Below are 21829 nucleotides of genomic sequence, written 5' to 3' on the forward strand. Positions count from 1 at the left end.
TGTAAAAGAAAATACATCTTTGCGGCTGCAATATGATATTGTGCCGCACAATATAATATAGTGATGGCTCATACCTTCATAAATGTCAAAGGTGGTGTGCCCAATAGATCTTAAAATATTTCTTTAAAACAGGTTCTTAGATAAGAAATGCCTTGGAACTTTTAGTGAGGAGTGCAAAAAGATGCTCTAAAAAGACGAAAAAGTAAAAAGGTGAGGCAATGCATGATTTTCATTATTTAAAATACAGCGTTATGAGCGTGTTTGAAAGTCGTAAAGGCAAATGAAGGGGATGGTAAAGATAGCAATAGTTTTTTATCTTTGGGATTTTATGTTTCTTCCAAAATGAATGATGGCTTTTTAAGATTTCTCAAACAGACGTAAATATTTTTACTCTAATTGGGCATATAAAAGCTAGGATTTTTCACATGGCTCTCATTTTCTCTAATCTTTATTTCAAACATATTGTTATGTTTAGAGCAGGTGTTGATTTACAAGTAATAGAAAAAGTAAAAGCTTGGTAGATGACGCCATAAAATTACTCATAAATTGGTAATGATTGGAGTGATATTCTGAATTTTAAAAACATTTTGTACAACAACGGTTATAATAACGCATCTGGTTTTACGTTTATTTCTTCCTATAAGCATTCATATATGGTGTTCATCTATGTGTTTTGCATTATATTCATAAAAATAAGATCGGCGATGATCTATGGATAGTCCGTGGCTGAAAGTAGGAAAGAAAAGCGTGATATTACACTAAAGTTTCGTATCTCTTTATCATTGAGAAGTTATGAAGGTTATTAAATAAGTCCATTGTTCTTGCCAAACGTATTTTCTTTCTTTTTATGTTTGCCGCTCATCTTATGACGCAGTCCGTGGGTATAGCGTAAAATTGATAGGGCACCATCGTCTTTAGTTTAAATAAAAGTTGTAAGCCGGCATTATCGTTTTATGTTTTTTATCCATACGCTTCTTCTTGTTTGTGATGTGCGATAGTATGGCTATTCATTGATTCAATAGACGAAGATTGAAAATAAGGGAACCTTACGTTCTTGAGATCTCTCATGTAAATTGTAAATGATGAGTTATGATTGTAAATCAATGAATTGTTTACGTTAGAAGAACAGACTATACAATTTTTTATCACAGAAACTACTGTGTGTATTATTTTACGGGATCATTTAAATGATAGAGATTAAGAGAAAATGTCTGCATTGATTTCGGTTTGTTATGTTAAAATGCGTTAGAGACTGTTGGTTATTGTAAAATGATTTATCGTTATTTGGAATGACGATGGGGCGTGATTCGAAACAAATACCTTCAGAGTTCTCATTTTTTCATAAGATTAAGCAGTTTAAATTCTTCATTGATTTTTACATGAGGGATGTAACAATATTTTAATGATCATTTACAGCAATTTTTTATAAAAATAGATAAGATTTTATTTATCTAATTTATTGTTTTATATGAATAATTCATAGATTTCTTGCAAGAAGATGTTTTTCATTTTTTACGGTTATTTGTGTAAGATTTTAAAAATCTACGTTTTTCTTTTTGTGGTGATTGCTGTTGGAAAAATGATTCTACTTTTACGTAGTTTGATTTTTATAGGGTGGATACGTAGAAATTACTGTTTTTTTTAAATTATGATCATCAGAGTTATGAAAGAAACTATTTAAAAGTTATAATGATCGTAGATTCTAATTGGTGCTTCTAGAAATAAAATTGCTTCAAATTGGGTCATTTTGAACTTTTTTTGCCTAAATTTAAACATTTTTAAATAATTTATAATTCTTTTATGTTTTTTTGCGTAGAAGATGATAAGAATTTCTTGTTGTTTAAAAAATTTTATTCCATAGCAAGAATATTGCATCGGCTATCTTAGTGGTTGATGTAAGAGGACAATCGGGGAACCTCCTCCCCCCCCCCGCGTGGATCCCCTAGATTGTCTGGCCTGACTGAGGATTTCCTCAGTCAGGCTTTTTGTAATTATTTTAGGAAATGTAAAGTGTTATTAGGGGGGGAAGTGTAAGATCTGTTATTGTTTCGCCTATAGTACCTAAATACATAGAGGGGCGGGTCTTATTGGGCGGAGAGTGTTAGCGTATTCATTTTTAATAATTTGATTTTTCTTTATTGAGGCATTGTTGAATGCTATAAGGGGAATCATAAAAGGAATCTATGTTTGTATTCTGTGATCTTTAGGTAAGAGATAATGGGATCTTTTTCGCATCGTATTATTTTTATTTTATTCGTATTTTTTATTTTTGGCGCTGTCTTTTTTGCTTCTCAAAGTAGTGTTGTTTATCAGTTTTTTTCCGGTCGTTCTTCTTCTTCTCAGAAGCTTGATGTAACAGAGGAGGAGTTGTTAGAGAGATTGTCCGTGTCTTTTCCAGATATTATCAAGCATCTTTCTAAGATGGACCCTCAACAGCAAGAGTTGTTTATTGCGCAGCTGCGTCGTGATGTAATTGCGCTTGCTGCTAAAAGTGGTCAGAGTCGTGAGCAGGCTCAAAAATCTGGTGAAACTGTTGCTATGGCTCTCTCAAAAGCGATTTCTCGTCCTTCCATTGCTAATGCTTATTTTTAGCTATTTTTTAATTGCGCTTTTGGGTTTTAAAGGAGAAAGAGCTTTTCGTGAAGTTTTGAAAAGTGCGAGGAGATAATCAATTTGTAAGATAATTAACAAATTTATCTTACTCAAAAGGTATGCAGTCGGAGTATAACGGTAATGTTGCAATCATTACAGGAGAGATAAAAAATCTATCAAGGGTATTGGTCAAGTTAATCGCATTTTATATGCCAGTTATTTTTTATTTGATATGAGAAAATAAAAATTTTTTAAAGGATTTAAGCTTTCTTTGTTCTACGGGTTTTAGGATATTTATCCACTTGTATGATTTCTGAAAATGAGGTGCAAGGCTGATAAGGTGATAGTCTGTGACAAAGAAAAAATATTTGAATGAAGGTGAGAGGTCTATTTTTATTTAAAAAGGCTTTGGGGGTATTGAGTTTTCTAACATTTTTCAGAAAAACAGACACAAGTAATTGTTAGGCTTTATTGTAGAGACAAAGACGGATATAACTTTTTTAGTATATTGTTTTATAATGATAAATTATCATTATTATATTGAATAAGAATCTTAAGAATTGTAAAATTTTCTCATTTTAAATTTATCCATGGTGAAAAAATCAAAATTAGTTTCTAGTACACTACCAGTGGGAGGACTGTGTGGATAATAGCTCTTTTAAAAAGGAATTAAAAAGCTTCTTTGAGACATCTTGAGAGCTAAAAGTCTGTTGCAATATTTTGAATTGGTAAAGAGTATGATGGTTTTAGTATATTTATGAATTTTTTATGTGCGATAATGGGGGGATTTGTTTTGTGATTTGTTGAGGTTTTATCGGATATAAAGAGTGCTGTGGGGGGTATTAACCAGAGAGAAGCGTTGATAGCGGTTTATATTTTTATGAAACTTTCTTGATATTGAGCATCTCCGGTAAAAAGATGCTCTTGTCTCTCTTACTTTGTGGGATTGATCCCAATAAAAAAATTAATAATCTTATGTAAAAAATATTACATCTAGTTAAGATGCTATTTTTTTAATATAAAAATTAAGTGATACAATAGCGATAGCAGCAATTTATAGATTATATCATTTTATTTAATACGCTATAAGATTAACCATAGTTTCTTTATTTTTTTATTTTATGATATAGAGAAATCTATGATTTGTGAATAAAGAGATATTCTTTTGTTACATGATTTTATCTTGAAATTGTCTTACTCTTTCCTTTTTCAAGCCGTTCTTTTGCTTTCTTTTTTTGTATAATACGTTTGCAAATTACTTGCGGCTAGAATTTGAGAATGTTTGAGTGAAGAGAAAGAAAATGCAATTTTTGAAAATCTTGTTAAATACAGCGTGTGCTGTATTTTTTGTATTTGACATAAGTTGGACTCATAGTGTCTTAAATGTTGCGGAATCAGGAGAAGCCTCAGTGATTGTTGCTCCTAAGATTCCTGATCGCCCTTATGAGTTTCTTATTCAGAAACTTGCGAATAAATATAATGTTCCCGTTAATTTAGCACATGCTGTTGTAAAAGTTGAAAGTAATTATAAGGCAGGTATAAAGGGGGCTGCTGGCGAAATAGGTTTGATGCAAATTAAACCCTCTACGGCACGAGGGTTGGGCTTTAGTGGTTCTGTACAGGATTTGTACGATCCTGCGACCAATCTTGAATATGGTATGCGTTATTTGGCACGGGCGTATAAACTCAGTGGTGGAAGTACGTGTGGTACAATCCTTAAATATAACGCAGGTCATGCTGCAAAAAAAATGAATTCCATTTCGGCGAAATATTGCGCAAAAGTGAAAACTTATCTGGCTTCATTAAAATAAAAACATCTGTTGAGAGAGGTTTGTCATAAAATATTTTAAGATGCTATTTTCATTGAGCAAAAAATATTTTATAAATCAATATGTCAGTCGGCTGGGCAGCCGCGCTTGTCTGATGCTGAAATATGGCAGGTGAGGAAAGTCCGGGCTCCATGGAAAGACGGTGCCGGGTAACACCCGGCGGGGGTGACCCTAGGGAAAGTGCCACAGAAAGTAAACCGCCTATTTTTATAGGTAAGGGTGAAAGGGTGGAGTAAGAGCCCACCGCGCATTCAGTAATGAATGTGGCAAGGTAAACCCCACCGGGAGCAAGACCAAATAGAAATGACGTGCAAAATTTAATTTGCAGCCGATTTCCGGGCGAGTCATTCGGGTAGGTTGCACGAGGCGGATGGTAACATCCGTCCCAGATGAATGGTTGCCATGTAAAGTGTAAGCTTTACTCTACAGAACCCGGCTTATAGGCCGACTGATATTTCATGATGATACGCGATATTTTATAAGATCGATTATATATGATCTTTTATGGAGTCTATGTGTTTGAAATGGACACTTGAGCAAAGAGTGTTTTAAAAAATTATAACATTTCTTTAAGTATAATGCGTTAGGATCTGTTTTGGGATAACTTTAGTTTTTTCGTTCATTGTGATTAATATGAAAGTTGAAGGCTAGGTTATTCTAAGATCAGTTGCCATGAGAGAGCTGTTGATTTGAGACAGCATAACTTCAAGACGGATTATTTTGATAAAGCAGGATCAAAGAGCTGAACGCCATATTCCAGTGTTGTTGCAGCCAGTTTTGACTGGGCTTATGCCATTGGTTGGAGCAAAAGTAATTGATGGTACCTTTGGTGCTGGTGGTTACACGCGCGCTTTGTTAAAGGCAGGGGCACAGGTGATCGCTCTTGATCGTGATCCTCATGCTATCAGTGCAGGACAATCGCTTGTTGAAGAATTTTTTCCACGTCTTCGTTTGGTCCATATGGCATTTTCACAGCTCGATCGTGTCGTTGAAGAGAAGGTGGATGCAGTTATTTTGGATATTGGTGTCTCTTCAATGCAGCTGGATGAAGCAGAAAGAGGTTTTTCTTTTCAAAAAGATGGTCCATTGGACATGCGAATGGCTCAGACTGGTTTTACAGCCAGCGATGTTGTCAATCATTTAAAAGCAAGGGATTTGGCACGTATTTTTAAGATATTAGGAGAAGAGCGTTATGCGGGGCGAATTGCACGGATGATTGAAAAGCGTCGTGTTGTACAGCCTTTTTTGCGTACAGGTGATTTGGCGTATGCTATCGAAGCATTGATAGGACGTAAACCGGGAGATCGTATTCATCCAGCAACACGTGTATTTCAGGCTCTTCGTATCTATGTTAATGATGAAATTGGTGAATTGGCATGTGGTTTATTTGCTGCTGAACGCGTTTTAAAAGCTGGAGGCCGTTTGGGGGTTGTCAGTTTTCATTCTCTTGAAGATCGTATGGTCAAAAGATTTTTTTCGGCTCGTTCTGGAGAATGTATGAGATCACGCTATCTGCCTGAAATGAAGGCTGCTCCAGCAACATTTTTTCCTTTGTTTAAAGGTGGGATCACGGCAACTAAAGAGGAGTTACAGAAAAATCCTCGTTCACGTTCTGCGAGGTTGCGTATTGGTGTACGGACTGAAGCAGAGGCTCTTGCAGCAGATATGAAATTATTTGGTTTAGCAGAGATTGCCAGTTTTGAAGGCAGCAAAAAATGACAGTTTTTCGTACATTTGATATGATTTTAGTGTTGATTATGATTTGTATGGCAGGACTTACTTATAAGGTAAAATATGATGTTCAAAAACGAATGAACGAAGTTCTTCATCTTGAGCATGAAATTGCTGCAGCAAAAAATACGGTAAGTTTGCTTCATGCTGAGTGGGCTGTGATGATAAGGCCTTCACGCATGCAAAAACTTGCGAAACGTTATCAGAAAGAACTTGGGTTAGAGGTTATACAGCCGCGTCAAATCGTGGAGTTTAAAGACATTCCGGTACAGGTACATGATCAAATTGAAGAAGTGATTAAACAAAATATCTTGGAAGATAATCAGGATATTTTGACAAATAATCGAGCTTCTCAGATCAATAGTGTTGTCCAAAAAGGCGCGCAGTAATGAAATCGACTTTTTTATTCTCACAGAAGAAAAAGCGCTTAAAGAATTCGTTGAATAATCATAATGTTTCTGTTCGTCGTCCCTATTCTAGTCGTCCACGTTTGCTTTTTTCGTTGTTCTGCTTTTTAATTTTATATGGAATCATGGGGGCTTGCCTTATTTCTTATGGGTTGGAAGGTGGACAGATTGAAGAAGCAAAGGGGCCAGGAATACTTCAATTGATGGCACGGCCTGATATCGTTGATCGTAATGGTCGTTTATTGGCAACAGATATTAAAACTTATTCACTTTTTGCTGAGCCACGGCGTATTATTGATGTGGATGAAACAATTGAATTGCTCTCAACAGTTTTGCCTGATCTTAATTGGCAGGAAACCTATAAGCGCTTAAAAAGAAAATCTGGTTTTTCTTGGATACAGCGTGGGTTAACACCAATGCAGAAGACGCAAATTATGGCTCTTGGTATACCAGGAATTGGTTTTCGGACTGAAATTCGTCGTTTTTATCCTGATGGACCTGTAACTTCCCATATTCTCGGTATGGTGAATGTTGATAATCAGGGCATTGCAGGTATGGAAAAATACATTGATGATGCGGGGCTGAGTGCTTTGCGTGCCGCTGGTCTTGCCATGGAAGAATCATTAAAACAAGTTCAGCTTTCGATTGATGTGCGTGTTCAGTCAATTGTTCATGATGAACTTATTCAGGCTATGAAGCGTTATAAGGCAATTGCTGCAGGAGCTGTTATTTTAAATATACATACGGGGGAAGTTTTGGCTTTGGCATCACTACCAGACTTTGATCCTGGAAATCCTGTTGAAGCTTTAAAAAGTGATCGTCTCAATCGGATGACGGCAGGAGCTTTTGAAATGGGATCGATCATTAAAAGTTTTACGACCGCTATGGCTCTTGATTCCGATATTTTTCATTTAAACAGTATTATCGATGCTTCAAAGCCAATAAAAGCAAGTAGTGGCTATACTATTCATGATTTTCATGGAAAAAATCGACCCTTAACGTTATGGGAGGTTTTTATTTATTCTTCTAATATTGGTTCTGCTAAAGAGGCGTTGGCGATAGGGATTGATAAACATCGTGGTTTTTTGCAAAAACTTGGATTACTGGATCGTCTCACAACAGAGTTGCCTGAAGTTGCCCACCCTATTGTGCCAAATCATTGGAAGGATATCCATTCTATGACGATTTCTTTTGGGCATGGTATGGCAACAACACCCTTGCAAACAGCTGTCGGGGCTGCTGCTTTAATGAATGGTGGTTGGTTAATTGCTCCGACATTTTTAAAACGGCCAAAAGAACAAACTTTGCACCATGCAAAACGGGTTTTGCAGGCTAAAACAAGTCAAAATATGCGTTACCTTTATAAATTAAATAGTGATATTGGTTCTGGACGTAATGCAAAAGTTGAAGGTTATCGTGTAGGTGGTAAGACAGGAACAGCTGAAAAAGTTGAAAATGGAAAATATTCTAAAACAAAAAATTTTAATAGTTTTCTTGCTGCTTTTCCTATTGAGGATCCTGCTTATGTTGTTTTAACAATTATTGATGAACCAAAGCCTGCTGAGGGACAGCGTTCAGCAACAGCGGGGATGAATGCTGGACCAATGCTTGCTAATATTGTTCGTCGCACAGCTAGTTTTCTTGGTGTAAAACCCGATTTTAAAAAAGAATATGAGCCTCTTTTAAGTAAAAAGAGCAATTCAAGTTTCGTTAAACAACGGTAAAATGAATATAAAGGTGCGTTATCATGTTGTTGGGAACAGTTTTTACAGAATGCGTTGAAGATGAAAGTCTTTCTTCAATAGAAATAACAGGAATAAGTGCGGATTCTCGACAAGTTTTGCCAGGCTATGTTTTTGTTGCTGTTCAAGGAAAAAAAAGTGATGGAAGACACTATATAGATGATGCGATAAAGCGTGGTGCACGAGCAATCGTTACAGATTGTCATGCTGTTCTTGAGGATTTATCTGTTCCCATTTTACGTGTTTCTAATGTTCGTCATAGTTTAGCGTTGGCAGCTGCACGTTTTTACGGTTCTCAGCCTGAAACGGTCGTTGCTGTGACTGGTACAAGTGGTAAAACATCTGTTGTCTCTTTTCTTCGGCAAATTTGGACTTATGTTGGATTTTGTGCTGCGAGTATAGGAACGGTTGGTGTTGTTTCTCCTAAACGGAATGTTTATGGTTCTCTCACAACACCTGATCCGGTCGTCTTGCACCGTCTTCTTTATGAAACTTCTCATGAAGGTGTGACACATGCAGCTCTTGAAGCTTCTTCGCATGGGCTTGATCAAGGGCGACTTGATGGAGTCCGTTTAACGGCTGGTGCCTTCACCAATTTAGGGCGAGATCACATGGATTATCACACGGGGGTAGAGGATTATTTGCGGGCTAAAATGAGGTTATTTGATACACTTTTGCCTGTATCTGCTCCTGCTTTGATTTTTGCTGATGATGTCTATTCACAAAAGGTTATTGATGTTGTCACACAAGCGCGTCGCCGTGTTTTGACAATTGGTCGTAAGGGGCAATTTATCACGATTAATCGTGTCGAACATCAACGCTCAAAACAGTGTATTGAGTGTCGTGTGGAAAACAATATTTATACATTTGTTTTGCCTTTAGCTGGAGATTTTCAGGTAGCTAATGCGCTTATGGCAGCGGGGTTAGCAATTGCAACGGGTGCTTCACCTCGTAAGGTTTTTTCTGCGCTTGAAACTTTGCAGGGGGCACCTGGGCGATTAGAGTTTGTGGGAAAGACAGAAAATAATGCGCTTGTTTATATTGATTATGCCCATAAACCAGAAGCTTTGGAGCAGGTTTTGCTTTCTGTTCGTCCCTTTACGCAAGGGCGCTTGATCGTTGTTTTTGGTTGTGGAGGAGATCGTGATCAAGGAAAAAGACCTTTGATGGGAAAAATTGCGGCGGATAAAGCGGACATTGTTATTGTAACGGATGATAATCCTCGCACAGAAATGCCAGAAAAAATACGCAAGGATATTTTACAGGCGGTGCCAACAGCAATAGAGATAGCAGATCGTGGTGAGGCTATTTCTTACGCGGTGGAGCTTTTGAAAGTTGGTGACACATTAATCATTGCTGGAAAAGGTCATGAGGATGGCCAAATTATAGGGCAGACAACTTATCCTTTTTCAGATCGTCTGAAAGCGATAGAAGCTTTAGAGGACCGAAAGAAATGACAGCTTTATGGGATAAGCAAGCACTTGTTGCTGCAATTAATGGTGTTGTAATGGGAAGCATGCCAGAAACTTTTTCTGGGGTTTCCATTGATAGCCGTACTCTTGCGGAAGGGGATGTTTTTTTCTGCATTAAGGGGCATCATCTTGATGGTCATGATTTTGCTGCGCAAGCTTATGAACGAGGTGCAGGCGTTCTTATCGTTGCGGAACACCGTTTGAGGGATATGAAAAAGATATCGGCTCCACTCATTGTCGTTCCTGATGTTTTGCAAGCCTTAGAACAACTTGCACAAGCTGCACGCAAACGTTCAAGAGCTAAGATTATCGCGGTAACAGGATCAGTGGGAAAAACAACGACAAAAGAAGCTTTGAAACAAGCTCTTGCAACGGCTGGGAATGTTCATGCGAATCTCGCTTCTTTAAACAATTGCTGGGGGGTTCCACTCACTTTAGCGCGGATGCCTATGGAGAGTGATTATGGTATCTTTGAAATTGGTATGAATCATAGAGATGAAATTCGCCCTCTGGTCAAACTGGTTTGTCCGCATGTTGCTCTCATTACGCATATTTGTGCAGGACATATGGGTTTTTTCAAAAATCTTGAAGAAATAGCAAAGGCAAAAGCTGAAATTTTTGAAGGATTAGATGAAAAAGGAATTGCCATTTTAAATGCGGATAGTGATTTTTTTTCTTATCTCGTTCAAAAAGCAAAGAAATGCGGTGTAAAGAAGATCTTAAGCTTTGGTGAGACTAAAGATGCTGATTATCAAGCGCGAGGTATACGTCTTCTAACTGATAGTACTTCTATGATTGTGCGTATTGGGGGGCGGGATAGGGAGGTTCAAATTGGTGCTCCAGGACGCCATATTGTGCAAAATAGTTTAGGGGTTATTGCTGCTTGTGATGCTATGGGGGTTGAGTTAGAGCCTGTTTTTCTTTCTTTTCGCCATTTTTCTTCTCAAAAGGGGCGAGGTGTTCGTTATCAATTGTCTTTATCAAATGGGGGTGAATTTTATCTCATTGATGAAAGCTATAATGCAAATCCTGCTTCTATGCGTGCTGCACTTGAGCTTCTTGCTACAGGACCTGTAGGGAAAGAGGGGCGGCGAATTGCTATTTTAGGGGATATGCTAGAATTAGGGGAGTATAGTGAAAAGCTTCATCGTGATTTAATAAAACCAATACGTCTTTCCGGTGCTAATCCGGTTTTTCTATTTGGTGAGGCGATGAAATCTTTAGTCAGTGATTTGTCTACTGGTGTTAAGGTTTATTATGCTGAAAATATTGAGAAAATTTTACCGATTCTTTTAGCAGAAATTTCTTCTGGGGATCTGCTTATGGTTAAATCATCCAATAGCCTTTGTTCATCAAATATTGTGACTGCATTGCTTGATCGCTATAAAGCGGTTTCTTCATAGTTTTAAGAGGTTTTTTGTACAATGATGCTGTTTTTTTCTTCGTTTAGTGATTGGCTTCCAGGTGTGAATGTATTTCGTTATATTACTTTTCGCACAATAGCGGCTATGCTTACTTCGGGACTTATCGTCTTTTTGTTTGGACCTAGCATCATTGCTTCTCTTAAATTGCGGCAGGGTAAGGGACAACCGATTCGTGCTGATGGTCCTCAAACACATTTTAAAAAGGCTGGAACACCTACAATGGGTGGATTGATGATTTTAACCGGCATTGTGGTATCGGCATTTTTGTGGTGTAATTTATCGAATATTTACTTTTGGGTATCGCTATTGGTTATGCTTTCTTTTGGGGCAATTGGATTTTATGACGATTATCTTAAGGTCACAAAACAAACAGACAAAGGATTTTCTGGGAAAGCACGGTTAAGCTTAGAGTTTTGTGTTGCCGCAATTGCGGCTTTTGTTATTCTGAAAATTGGCTCATCTGGATTCGCTTTGCCTTTTTTAAAAGATTATCTTATCAATTTGGGCTGGTTTTTTATTCCTTTTTCTGCGTTTGTCATTGTCGCGACGGGTAATGCGGTTAATTTAACGGATGGACTCGATGGGCTTGCTATTGTTCCTGTGATGGTTGCAGCTTTATCTTTTGCTCTGATTGCTTATCTTTCTGGTAATATGAATTTTGCTGATTATCTCCAAATCCATTATGTATCGGGTACAGGTGAATTGGCTGTTTTATTGGGAGCTGTTGTTGGGGCAGGGCTTGGTTTTTTATGGTTTAATGCACCACCTGCAGCTATTTTTATGGGAGATACTGGTTCATTGGCTCTTGGAGGACTCTTAGGGACTGTTGCGGTTGCTACGAAACACGAAATTGTTTTGGTTCTTATTGGTGGGCTTTTTGTTGTGGAAGCTTTTTCGGTCGTTATTCAGGTTGGTTATTTCAAATTAACAAGAAAACGCGTGTTTCTTATGGCACCGATACATCACCATTTTGAGAAAAAAGGCTGGACTGAAAGCCAAGTCGTGATACGCTTTTGGATTATTTCGATTGTTCTCGCTCTCATAGGTCTTTCAACACTTAAATTGCGGTGAGAATGTGATTTCTGTTACGTGTTATAAAGGTCAAAAAGTTGCTCTGTTTGGATTGGGACAGTCTGGACTAGCAACGGCACAAGCATTGATGTGTGGTGGTGCAGAAGTGGTGGCGTGGGATGATAGTCCTTCAAGCGTGCAAATGGCTTTTCGGCACAATATTCCAACACGAGATCTCCGTTATGAAGATTGGTCAGAATTTGTTGCATTGATTGTAGCTCCTGGAGTTCCTTTAAGTTATCCTCAACCCCATTGGGTTGTTGAAAAAGCACGAAAAAAAAATATAGAAATTATCGGTGATATTGAATTATTTGTTCGGGCGCGCCATCAATTTTTACAGCATTATGGTTTTTGTGACAAAGACGTTCCTTTCATTGCGATTACGGGGACGAATGGGAAGTCAACCACAACATCTTTACTTGCGCATTTGTTGGAAAAAATGGGCTATGATGTGCAGATGGGGGGAAATATTGGAAAGGCAATATTGACGCTTAAGCCCTTTGTTAAAAAACGTATCTATGTGATTGAATGTTCATCATTTCAAATTGATCTTACTCCCTCTCTTCAGCCGACCATTGGACTTTTATTAAATCTCACACCTGATCATATTGATCGACATGGAAGTTTTGCCTGTTATGTGCAAACCAAAAGGCATCTGATTGCTCAGGCTTCTCAGGCTTTTATTTCAGTTGATGATGCAGCTTGCCGAGTTTTATATCAACAGTTACTTCATGAGGGGAAGCAAATTGAGGCAATTTCCAAGGATCATTTTGTTGAAAATGGTTTTTATGCAGATGGGACCAAGCTCTTTTCTGTTCGTCAAGGACAGCGTCATATGCTTGCAGATCTTGCTCCTATGGCGGTGTTACGTGGGAGGCATAATGCGCAAAATGCCCTTATGGCATTAGCAACGTTGCAGGCTTTAAAAATAACCGATCCTTCTATGGACAAGCATTTAGCAAGTTATAAAGGGTTGGATCATCGTATGCAACAGGTGCGTAAAATGGGGGCGGTTTTGTTTATCAATGACAGCAAGGCGACTAATGCAGATGCAACAGCTCCTGCGCTTTCCACCTTTAATGATATTTTTTGGATTGTTGGGGGACAGGCAAAAAAGGGAGGAATAGAGTCTCTTAGAGAATTTTTTCCTAAAATTCGTAAAGCCTATTTGATTGGGAGCGCGGCGGAAGAATTTGCTCGCACTATTGGATCTTCTTTTCCCTTTTCTATGAGCTTAACTTTGAAAAATGCGGTGCGTGAAGCAGCTGTTGACGCAATAGGCTGTAAGGCAAAAGAGGTGACGGTTCTTTTATCACCTGCTTGTGCAAGTTATGACCAATTTAAAAATTATGAAATGCGAGGCGAAGCATTTGTCTCTTTTGTGATGCAGTTACAATAAAAAAAGCATCAATTATAAAAAATATTTTTGCGTTAAGACTCCAGAATCTTTTTTTGTGTAATTTAGTTTTTAAAGTGTTTGTTAAACAGGCTGGGAACTCATATCACTTTGAGACAATTTATAAAATGGATAAGGTGTGTATATCATGGTGACGCGTGCAGATAGAGATCCAATTGCTAATTGGTGGTGGACGATTGATCGCTCTATCTTTGCAGCTTGTTTAATTTTAATGGGAATTGGCATTATGCTGTCTTTTGCTGCCAGCCCCATTATTACAAAAAAAATCGGAATTGCTGATAGTTTTTATTTTGTTCGGTGGCATATTATTTTCAGCATTTTAGCATTTTTTACGATGGTTACCATTTCTTTTTTTTCGCTTTCTAATATTCGTCGTTTATGTGCTCTTTTGCTCATTGTAACGCTTGCTCTTATGGTTGCAACCTTATTTTTTGGTCCAGAATTAAAGGGAGCACGGCGATGGATTCAGCTATTTGGTTTTTCTGTACAGGCTTCAGAGTTTATGAAGCCAGCTTTTGTGGTTATGTCCGCTTGGCTTTTTTCGGAACAGATACGCAAGAGGGGAATTCTAGGTTATACGTTAGCGATTGTACTTTATGGCATTTGTTGTGTGCTTCTGGTTTTGCAGCCTGATATTGGACAAACAGTTTTAATAAGTGCAACATGGGGGGGGCTGTTTTTTATTGCTGGTGTACCTCTTACTATTATTTTTCTCTTTCTCATTTTAGGCGTTGTAGGAATTATTTTAGCTTATTTTTTTCTGCATCATGTGCGCGAGCGGATCAATGGTTTTTTGACAGGTGAAGGAGATACTTTTCAAGTGGATGTAGGACGTGAGGCTATTTTGAATGGTGGTTGGTTTGGGCAAGGTCCTGGGGAGGGAACAGTAAAACGTATCATTCCTGATAGCCATACAGATTTTGTATTTTCCGTTGCTGCTGAAGAATATGGTATTATTCTTTGTTTATTAATTATGATGCTGTTTGGCTTTATCGTTATGCGTTCATTGTATATAGCCATGAATACACGTGATTCCTTTATACGTCTTGGTATTACTGGCATAGCAATGATGATTGGCTTTCAATCAGCTATTAATATGGCCGTTAATCTTCACTTAATTCCTCCAAAAGGCATGACATTGCCTTTTATTTCTTACGGTGGTTCTTCGATGGTGGCGATTGCGTTTTCAATGGGCATTTTGCTTAGTTTAACACGTCGTTGGCCAGAAGCACGCCTTTCAGCTTTTTCTTCCTCTTCTGTCTTGGATACCCCTTATGAATGATAAAAAAGTTATTGTTTTGGTGGCTGGTGGTACAGGTGGACATCTTTTTCCTGCTGAAGCCCTTTCTGTTGAATTAAGGAAGCGTGGATATGATGTTCATTTAATAACAGATGAAAGAGCACGACCTTTTGTTCGGTGCTTTGATGAAGAGCATATTCATATCGTTTCATCGGCAACGTTTATACGACGTCATCCTTTTGCTCTGATAAAGACGTTTTGGTCTTTGCTAAGGGGAATGGGGCAATCGTTGGCGTTGTTTTATAAATTACGTCCTGTTCTTGTTGGAGGATTTGGGGGGTATCCGAGCTTTCCTCCTCTTTTTATTGCGGCTTTAACGAGGCGTGTGACATTTATTCATGAACAAAATGCTGTTATGGGGCGTGCCAATCGGGTGTTGGCAATTTTTGTGCGTGCAATCGCTGGTGGTTTGTTGTCGCCAAATGGCGCTTATGCTCATAAAATACTTTTGACGGGGAATCCTGTCCGTGAGGCTGTGTTGAAGGCGGCCAAAATTCCTTATCATTCTTCAGAGGGGGAAAAGCCATTTAATTTTTTGATTTTTGGAGGTAGCCAAGGGGCTTCTGCTTTTTCACATATTGTTCCAGAAGCTATTGCTTTATTCGATGATAAGAACCGTAAACGTTTACGAATTGTACAGCAAGTTCGCGGTGAAGCAGGAGGGTTGATCAAAATCTACCGTGATATGGGTGTACAAGCAGAGGTTGCTCCTTTTTTTGATGATATGGCTGAACGTATGGCACATGCTCATTTTATTTTGTCGCGCGCTGGGGCTTCGTCCGTTTGTGAGATAGCGGTGATTGGTAGACCTGCTTTGCTTGTTCCCTATCCCCATGCTTTAGATCATGATCAGGCTGCCAATGCAGCTCTGCTTGCTCGTGTAGGTGGTGCGCAAATTGTATCAGAAAAAGATTTGAATGCACAAAAGCTTTTTTCTCTTTTAATGCACGCTTGTTGTGCACCCCATTTATTGGAAAAACAAGCGCTTGCTGCAAAAAAAGTTGGGCAACCTCATGCAACCCGTTGCCTTGCTGATATGGCTGAATCCTTAATTGCAGGGCGATTGTTGTCAGATATAAAAGAGGAGCTTTTAAATGAAAATGCCACTTGATATAGGCGTTATCCATTTTATCGGAATCGGGGGGATCGGTATGAGTGGAATTGCGGAGGTTTTTTATAATCTTGGCTATAAAGTTCAAGGGTCAGATCAAGTTGAAAGTGCAAATGTTGAACGTTTGCGGAAAAAGGGAATTAACGTTCATATAGGTCATTGTGCTGAAAACTTAGGGAATGCAGAGGTTGTTGTTTTTTCTACTGCCGTTAAAAAAACAAATCCTGAGTATATTGCTGCAAAGGAAAGACATTTACCGCTTGTTAGACGTGCAGAAATGCTGGCGGAGCTGATGCGGTTTCGGCGTGCAATTGCGGTGGGTGGTACACATGGTAAAACAACAACCACATCAATGGTTGCAGCCCTTCTTGATGCTGGTCATTTTGATCCAGTGGTGATTAATGGCGGTATTATTAATGCTTATGGTACGAATTCTCGTACAGGAGATGGCGATTGGATGATTGTTGAAGCTGATGAAAGTGATGGTACATTTTTAAAGCTGCCTGCTGATATTGCTGTTATTACTAATATTGACGCTGAGCATTTGGATCATTATGGAAGTTTTGATGCTGTGCGTGAGGCTTTTCGGCAATTCGTAGAAAATGTTCCCTTTTATGGTTTTGCTGTTTTGTGCCTTGATCATCCAGAGGTTCAGTCATTGGCGGGCCGTATTGATGATCGTTGGGTGATCACTTATGGTGCAAATCCACAAGCAGATGTTCGTTTTCTTAATCTTTCGATGGATGGTCAAAAAACGCATTTTGATGTTCTTGTTCGCTCACGCAAAACAGGAAGAAAGATTGAGTTGAAAAATATGCTTTTGCCTATGGCAGGGCAGCATAATGTTGCCAATGCAACGGCGGCGATTGCTATTGCGCATGAACTTGGCATTTCAAATGAAGCTATAAAAAGGGGCTTAGCAGAATTTGGCGGAGTAAAACGGCGTTTTACGCGAACAGGAAGTTGGCGTGGCATTGAAATATTTGATGATTATGGACATCATCCTGTCGAAATAAAGGCTGTTTTGCGTGCTGCACGTGAGAGTGCAAAAGGGCGTGTTATTGCGATTGCACAACCCCATCGGTATTCACGTTTGTATCATTTATTTGATGATTTTGCTGCTTGTTTTAATGATGCAGATACAGTGTTGATTACGCCCGTTTATGCGGCTGGTGAAGAGCCTATTGTAGGATTTGGTTCTCAAGAATTGGTAGAGCATATTAAAATGGCGGGTCATCGTGATGTGCGCTTGATACATGGTTTGGAAGATGTTGTGTCTCTTGTCTCAAAATTTGCTCAGGCAGAGGATTATGTTGTTTTTCTTGGTGCTGGCAATATCACACAATGGGCTTGTGCGTTGCCTCATCAGTTAGCGGTATTGGATGGTCATGATAAATTTTCAGCACATTGATGGTGAGGCGCTATTGGCGCAATTGCAACCATTGTTGGGTGGCGTGAGAGGAAAACTTACACCTAATGTTGAGATGCGTAAGGTAACGTGGTTTCGCACGGGCGGATTGGCAGAGCTTTTTTATCAGCCTGTTGATGAAGAAGATTTGGCTCTCTTTCTTCAAAATTTGCCTGAATTTGTTCCTGTAACAATTGTCGGTATCGGTTCTAATCTTCTGGTGCGTGATGGGGGGGTTCCTGGTGTTGTGATTCGTCTTTCGCCAAAAAGTTTTGGGCAAGTGAAGCAGGTTTCTCCAAAAGGCTTTTTAGTTGGTGCTGGTGCGGCGGATAAACATTTAGCTGCTGCCGCTTTAGAAGCTGAGATTGCAGGTTTTCATTTTTATCATGGTATTCCTGGAGGTCTTGGAGGAGCTCTCAAAATGAACGCTGGTGCGAATGGTGTTGAAACCGCAGCGCGTGTTGTCGAGGTCTATGCGCTGGATCGTAAAGGGCAACGTCATATCTTGAGTGTGAAAGATATGCATTATTCCTATCGCCATTGTGATGTTCCTAAAGATTTTATTTTTACGGCTGCTTTATTGGAAGGAAAACTCGGCAATAAAGATGATATTCGTGCTGCTATGGATGAAGTTGCCCTCCACAGAGAAACAGTGCAACCTATTCGTGAAAAAACAGGGGGGTCAACTTTCAAAAATCCTGGGAATGGATCTGCGTGGCGCGTGATTGATGAAGCAGGGTGTCGTGGTTTACGGATTGGTGGCGCTCAAATGAGTGAAATGCACTGTAATTTTATGATTAATACAGGGCAAGCAACAGGATATGATCTTGAAGCATTGGGAGAAACAGTGCGTGCACGTGTTTTTGCAAATTCAGCCCACCTTTTACAATGGGAAATAGAGCGTATTGGTCAATTTGAGCGTGGTCGAAGTGTTTCTCCTTTTGATCCATTTCATTGATTTATTGTTCACTAAAAAAGTGAAAATAAAAAATTGAGTCATTTCAAAGAGATAATAAAAAATTTCTATTAAGAATCAATAAATTAACAAAGAATCTCTTGCATCAGGCTTTTGAGTCTGATTCATTATGCAAAATGCTAGGTTATTGATTCGCAAGGATAAACTTTGTTTTTCCTGTATATGGTGCTGATGTATTCTATATAGACTACATATAGTATGCGAAAGAGGGTGATTTATTATGAAAGATAAACATATAGCTGTGTTAATGGGAGGTTTTTCTTCTGAGCGGTCTGTAAGTTTATCTTCAGGGGCGGCTTGTGCTGATGTTCTAGAGGTACAGGGGTATCGCGTGAGCCGCGTGGATGTTGATGCTCGTATTGCTTCTGTTCTTGAACAGTTGCAGCCCGATATTGCCTTCAATGCATTGCATGGTCCATTTGGTGAAGATGGCCGGATTCAGGGGATTCTTGAATATTTAAAAATTCCTTATACTCATTCTGGCGTGATGGCATCTGCTTTGGCAATGGATAAGGGACGTGCAAAAATTATCGTTGCAAATGTTGGGGTTTGTGTTGCTCCTTCTCGTATCATGAGCCGCTTTGCTTTGGGCCGAACGCATCCCATGGAGCCTCCTTATGTAATTAAACCTGTGTGTGAAGGATCAAGTTTTGGTGTTGTCATTGTCCAAGGAAATGAAGCTGTACCGCCGCATAATATTGGGGGAGCTGAGTGGGGATATGCCGATGAGGTGATGATTGAAAAATATATTCCTGGTCGTGAATTGACTTGTGCTGTTTTGGGGAATGAAGTGCTGGATGTGTGTGAAATTCTTCCCGATAAAAACTTTCCATTCTACGATTATGACTCAAAATATAAAACGGGTGGTTCTCTTCACATTTGTCCTGCACAACTTTCACTAAATATTTACCAAAGTGTGCAAAGAATGTCTTTAGCAGCCCATCAGGCGATAGGGTGTCGAGGTGTTAGCCGTTCTGATTTTCGTTTTGATGAAAAAACGGGAGAGTTGATTTGGCTTGAAATTAATACGCAACCCGGTATGACATCGACGTCTCTTCTTCCTGATATTGCAAAAGCGAGCGGCCGTACTTACGGCGATATTGTTCAATGGATGGTGGAGGACGCATCATGTATGCGTTGAATGTTAGTAAAACAAATGTTCCGATGGAGGTGCTTTCAGTGCCGGCTTTGCCACGTCTTTATCGTCGTTTTCTTCGGTTTATGTTTGAGTTTGTTTTTGTTAATATTCATATTCCACGCCATTTTGGCTCTTTTGCTGTTGTATGGTTTTTCTTTGTTACGGCTTTTTATGGACTTTCATCAAGTGGTCAGATGGCTGTGATCGTAAACACGATCATATTGGATAGTAGTTTTGTGGTCACTCATGTTGATATAAGCGGTAATAAGCGCTTGGCAAAGCAGGATATTTTTAAAATTTTAAAACTTGATGTTGCGCCTTCTATATTCACTTTTGATGTTGAAAGAGCGCGTTCTCTTTTGGAAAAACAGGCTTGGGTGCAATCGGCTAATGTTCAGAAAATTTATCCTAATAAAATGCGCATTTCCATCGTGGAGCGTGAACCCTATGCCATTTGGCAACATGATGGCATAATGGATATTGTTGATAATACAGGTCGTGTCATTGTGCCTTTTAAAGGGGAAATTGTTCGGGATTTACCTCTTGTGGTTGGGCAGGGGGCACAAAATGCTGCTAAAGTGTTTATTCAAGCGCTGTCAGTCTATCCGGAAGTATATGATCGTATTCGTGCTTTTGTGCGGGTAGGTGATCGACGTTGGGATCTTGTTTTGAATAATGGAATGCGCGTTATGTTGCCTGAAAATGGTGCTCTTGAAAGGCTTTCTTCTCTTTTTTCGTCCGGTACAATGCAAGATCTTTTATCTCGCGATATTCTCAGTGTTGATTTACGTCTTGCTGATCGAATTACTGTTTCTTTATCAGATGAAACGTTGGAGCGTTATCATGCTACTGTAGCAGAAGAAGAACGTATTTTAAAAGCGCGAAAGGCAGGAAGCCTATGATGCTACTCAGATCACATCATTTGAAGGGGCGTAAAACACGTTTTTTAACGGTACTTGATGTCGGTTCAAGTAAGATTGTTTGTCTTATTGCTTGTTTGCGTCCTTTGAAGCATGCACACTATTTACATGGTCGTACACATTCTACGGAAATTCTAGGCTTTGGAGTGCAGCGTTCACGTGGTATTAAATCCGGTGTTGTCATGGATATGTTTGCAGCAGAACAATCAATAAGATTGGCTGTTGATGCGGCAGAAAAAATGGCGGGTTTGGTGGTGGATTCAGTGATTGTGAATTTTTCCTCAAGTCGATTACAAAGTGCTTTGATTAATGGAAAGGTCCATTTGAATGGTCGTGAAGTCACCAAGCGTGATATGCGTATGGCCTTTTCAGATGTTTCGCGTAAAGCCTTTGATGCTGAACGTCATGTTATGCACTCAGTTCCAGTTTCTTATGTATTGGATGGAGATAAAGGAATTTTTGATCCTATTGGCATGGCAGGGGAAACATTTGGTGTCGACGTGCATGTGGTAACAGCAGAAACAGCCTCTTTGCGTAATTTAGAAACTTGTATTAATCGTGCACATTTGAGTGTTGAAGCAATGGTTGCTACTCCCTTTGCAAGTGGTCTTGCTGTCTTGATGAATGATGAGGCGCATTTAGGGGCTGCGTGTATTGATTTTGGTGGTGGAACAACAACATTTTCAGTGTTTTTTGAAGGAAAATTTATTCATGCGGATGCTCTTGCTGTTGGGGGGCATCATGTCACTCTTGATGTTGCGCGCGGATTTTCTATGTCTTTAACAGAGGCGGAACGTTTAAAAGTTGTTTATGGTTCAGCACTTTTAACAAGTGCTGATGAGCGGCAAATGATTAATGTAGCAGAAATTGGGAGTGAACAGCGTGAAACTCAATATCCTCGCGCGGTTCTTGGGCGTATCATTCGTGCGCGTGTTGAAGAAATTTTAGAAATGGTCCGTGATTGTTTAAATCGTTCTGGTTTTGGTCACATCATTGGTAAACGTGTTATTTTGACGGGGGGAGCAAGCCAGTTAACAGGATTGCCAGAAATGGCACGTACTATATTAGGAAGAAATGTTCGTATCGGGCGGCCTTTAGGTATTTCGAGGCTTCCTTCTCTTGCAAAAGGGGCGGCGTTTACATCTGCTGTTGGGTTGTTAATTTATCCGCAATTGGTGGGTTTTGAAGAAAAAACAATGCAGGCGGCAGGAAATCATTTATCGATGGGCACGCGTGGGTATTTTCAGCGTGTTGGTGAGTGGTTGCGTGAGAGTTTTTAGTTAAGTCTAGT

Annotated in this window: 16 protein-coding genes and 1 other RNA gene; all 17 read left to right on the top strand. The window is 39.3% G+C overall.

Annotation, left to right across the window (positions count from 1 at the left end):
* The first annotated feature begins 2217 nt into the window (after positions 1-2217).
* The 17 genes from ACFIK3_RS05100 (at position 2218) to ftsA (ending at position 21818) form a co-directional block, all read left to right on the top strand.
* Positions 2218-2592, top strand: coding sequence for a hypothetical protein (locus ACFIK3_RS05100; RefSeq protein WP_375676340.1), 375 nt, complete (start codon positions 2218-2220; stop codon positions 2590-2592).
* 1301 nt (positions 2593-3893) lie between these two features.
* Positions 3894-4403, top strand: coding sequence for a lytic transglycosylase domain-containing protein (locus ACFIK3_RS05105; protein WP_273790789.1), 510 nt, complete (start codon positions 3894-3896; stop codon positions 4401-4403).
* A gap of 83 nt (positions 4404-4486) precedes the next feature.
* Positions 4487-4877: RNase P RNA component class A (gene rnpB / locus ACFIK3_RS05110), an RNA gene on the top strand.
* Between the two features lie 264 nt (positions 4878-5141).
* Entirely contained in the window at positions 5142-6140 is a 999-nt protein-coding gene (gene rsmH, locus ACFIK3_RS05115) for a 16S rRNA (cytosine(1402)-N(4))-methyltransferase RsmH (RefSeq protein ID WP_375643449.1), read from the top strand.
* Positions 6137-6541 (top strand): hypothetical protein, encoded by a 405-nt coding sequence (locus tag ACFIK3_RS05120; RefSeq protein WP_273790787.1) that lies wholly within the window; start codon positions 6137-6139, stop codon positions 6539-6541. The genes rsmH and ACFIK3_RS05120 overlap by 4 nt, the downstream gene beginning before the upstream one ends.
* Positions 6541-8283: a peptidoglycan D,D-transpeptidase FtsI family protein gene (locus ACFIK3_RS05125; RefSeq protein WP_375658189.1), complete on the top strand. Its 1743-nt coding sequence runs from the start codon at positions 6541-6543 to the stop codon at positions 8281-8283. Before ACFIK3_RS05120 ends, ACFIK3_RS05125 begins: the two co-directional genes overlap by 1 nt.
* Positions 8284-8306: 23 nt before the next feature.
* A complete protein-coding gene (locus tag ACFIK3_RS05130; RefSeq protein WP_375676341.1) occupies positions 8307-9758 on the top strand; it encodes a UDP-N-acetylmuramoyl-L-alanyl-D-glutamate--2,6-diaminopimelate ligase in 1452 nt (483 codons plus the stop codon).
* Positions 9755-11176: a UDP-N-acetylmuramoyl-tripeptide--D-alanyl-D-alanine ligase gene (gene murF / locus ACFIK3_RS05135; protein WP_375676342.1), complete on the top strand. Its 1422-nt coding sequence runs from the start codon at positions 9755-9757 to the stop codon at positions 11174-11176. Before ACFIK3_RS05130 ends, murF begins: the two co-directional genes overlap by 4 nt.
* A 21-nt stretch (positions 11177-11197) precedes the next feature.
* Positions 11198-12268 carry a phospho-N-acetylmuramoyl-pentapeptide-transferase gene (gene mraY, locus ACFIK3_RS05140; protein ID WP_273790783.1) on the top strand — a complete coding sequence of 357 codons (1071 nt, stop codon included), beginning with the start codon at positions 11198-11200 and terminating at the stop codon, positions 12266-12268.
* A gap of 4 nt (positions 12269-12272) precedes the next feature.
* Positions 12273-13667, top strand: coding sequence for a UDP-N-acetylmuramoyl-L-alanine--D-glutamate ligase (murD, locus tag ACFIK3_RS05145; RefSeq protein ID WP_375664783.1), 1395 nt, complete (start codon positions 12273-12275; stop codon positions 13665-13667).
* Positions 13668-13812: 145 nt separating this feature from the next.
* Positions 13813-14967 (top strand): FtsW/RodA/SpoVE family cell cycle protein, encoded by a 1155-nt coding sequence (locus ACFIK3_RS05150; RefSeq protein WP_273790781.1) that lies wholly within the window; start codon positions 13813-13815, stop codon positions 14965-14967.
* Positions 14960-16096: an undecaprenyldiphospho-muramoylpentapeptide beta-N-acetylglucosaminyltransferase gene (murG, locus tag ACFIK3_RS05155; RefSeq protein ID WP_375662971.1), complete on the top strand. Its 1137-nt coding sequence runs from the start codon at positions 14960-14962 to the stop codon at positions 16094-16096. The genes ACFIK3_RS05150 and murG overlap by 8 nt, the downstream gene beginning before the upstream one ends.
* Entirely contained in the window at positions 16080-17507 is a 1428-nt protein-coding gene (gene murC / locus ACFIK3_RS05160) for a UDP-N-acetylmuramate--L-alanine ligase (protein WP_273790779.1), read from the top strand. Before murG ends, murC begins: the two co-directional genes overlap by 17 nt.
* Positions 17485-18462 (top strand): UDP-N-acetylmuramate dehydrogenase, encoded by a 978-nt coding sequence (gene murB / locus ACFIK3_RS05165; protein ID WP_273790778.1) that lies wholly within the window; start codon positions 17485-17487, stop codon positions 18460-18462. The genes murC and murB overlap by 23 nt, the downstream gene beginning before the upstream one ends.
* A 238-nt stretch (positions 18463-18700) precedes the next feature.
* Complete coding sequence (locus ACFIK3_RS05170) at positions 18701-19621, top strand: D-alanine--D-alanine ligase (RefSeq protein WP_375660019.1); 921 nt, start codon at positions 18701-18703, stop codon at positions 19619-19621.
* Positions 19609-20520 (top strand): cell division protein FtsQ/DivIB, encoded by a 912-nt coding sequence (locus ACFIK3_RS05175; protein ID WP_273790776.1) that lies wholly within the window; start codon positions 19609-19611, stop codon positions 20518-20520. The genes ACFIK3_RS05170 and ACFIK3_RS05175 overlap by 13 nt, the downstream gene beginning before the upstream one ends.
* Positions 20517-21818: a cell division protein FtsA gene (gene ftsA / locus ACFIK3_RS05180; protein WP_273790775.1), complete on the top strand. Its 1302-nt coding sequence runs from the start codon at positions 20517-20519 to the stop codon at positions 21816-21818. Before ACFIK3_RS05175 ends, ftsA begins: the two co-directional genes overlap by 4 nt.
* Positions 21819-21829: the final 11 nt, after the last annotated feature.

The organism is Bartonella sp. CB10SXKL (assembly GCF_042195515.1).
In the GTDB taxonomy this organism is placed as follows: Bacteria; Pseudomonadota; Alphaproteobacteria; order Rhizobiales; family Rhizobiaceae; genus Bartonella.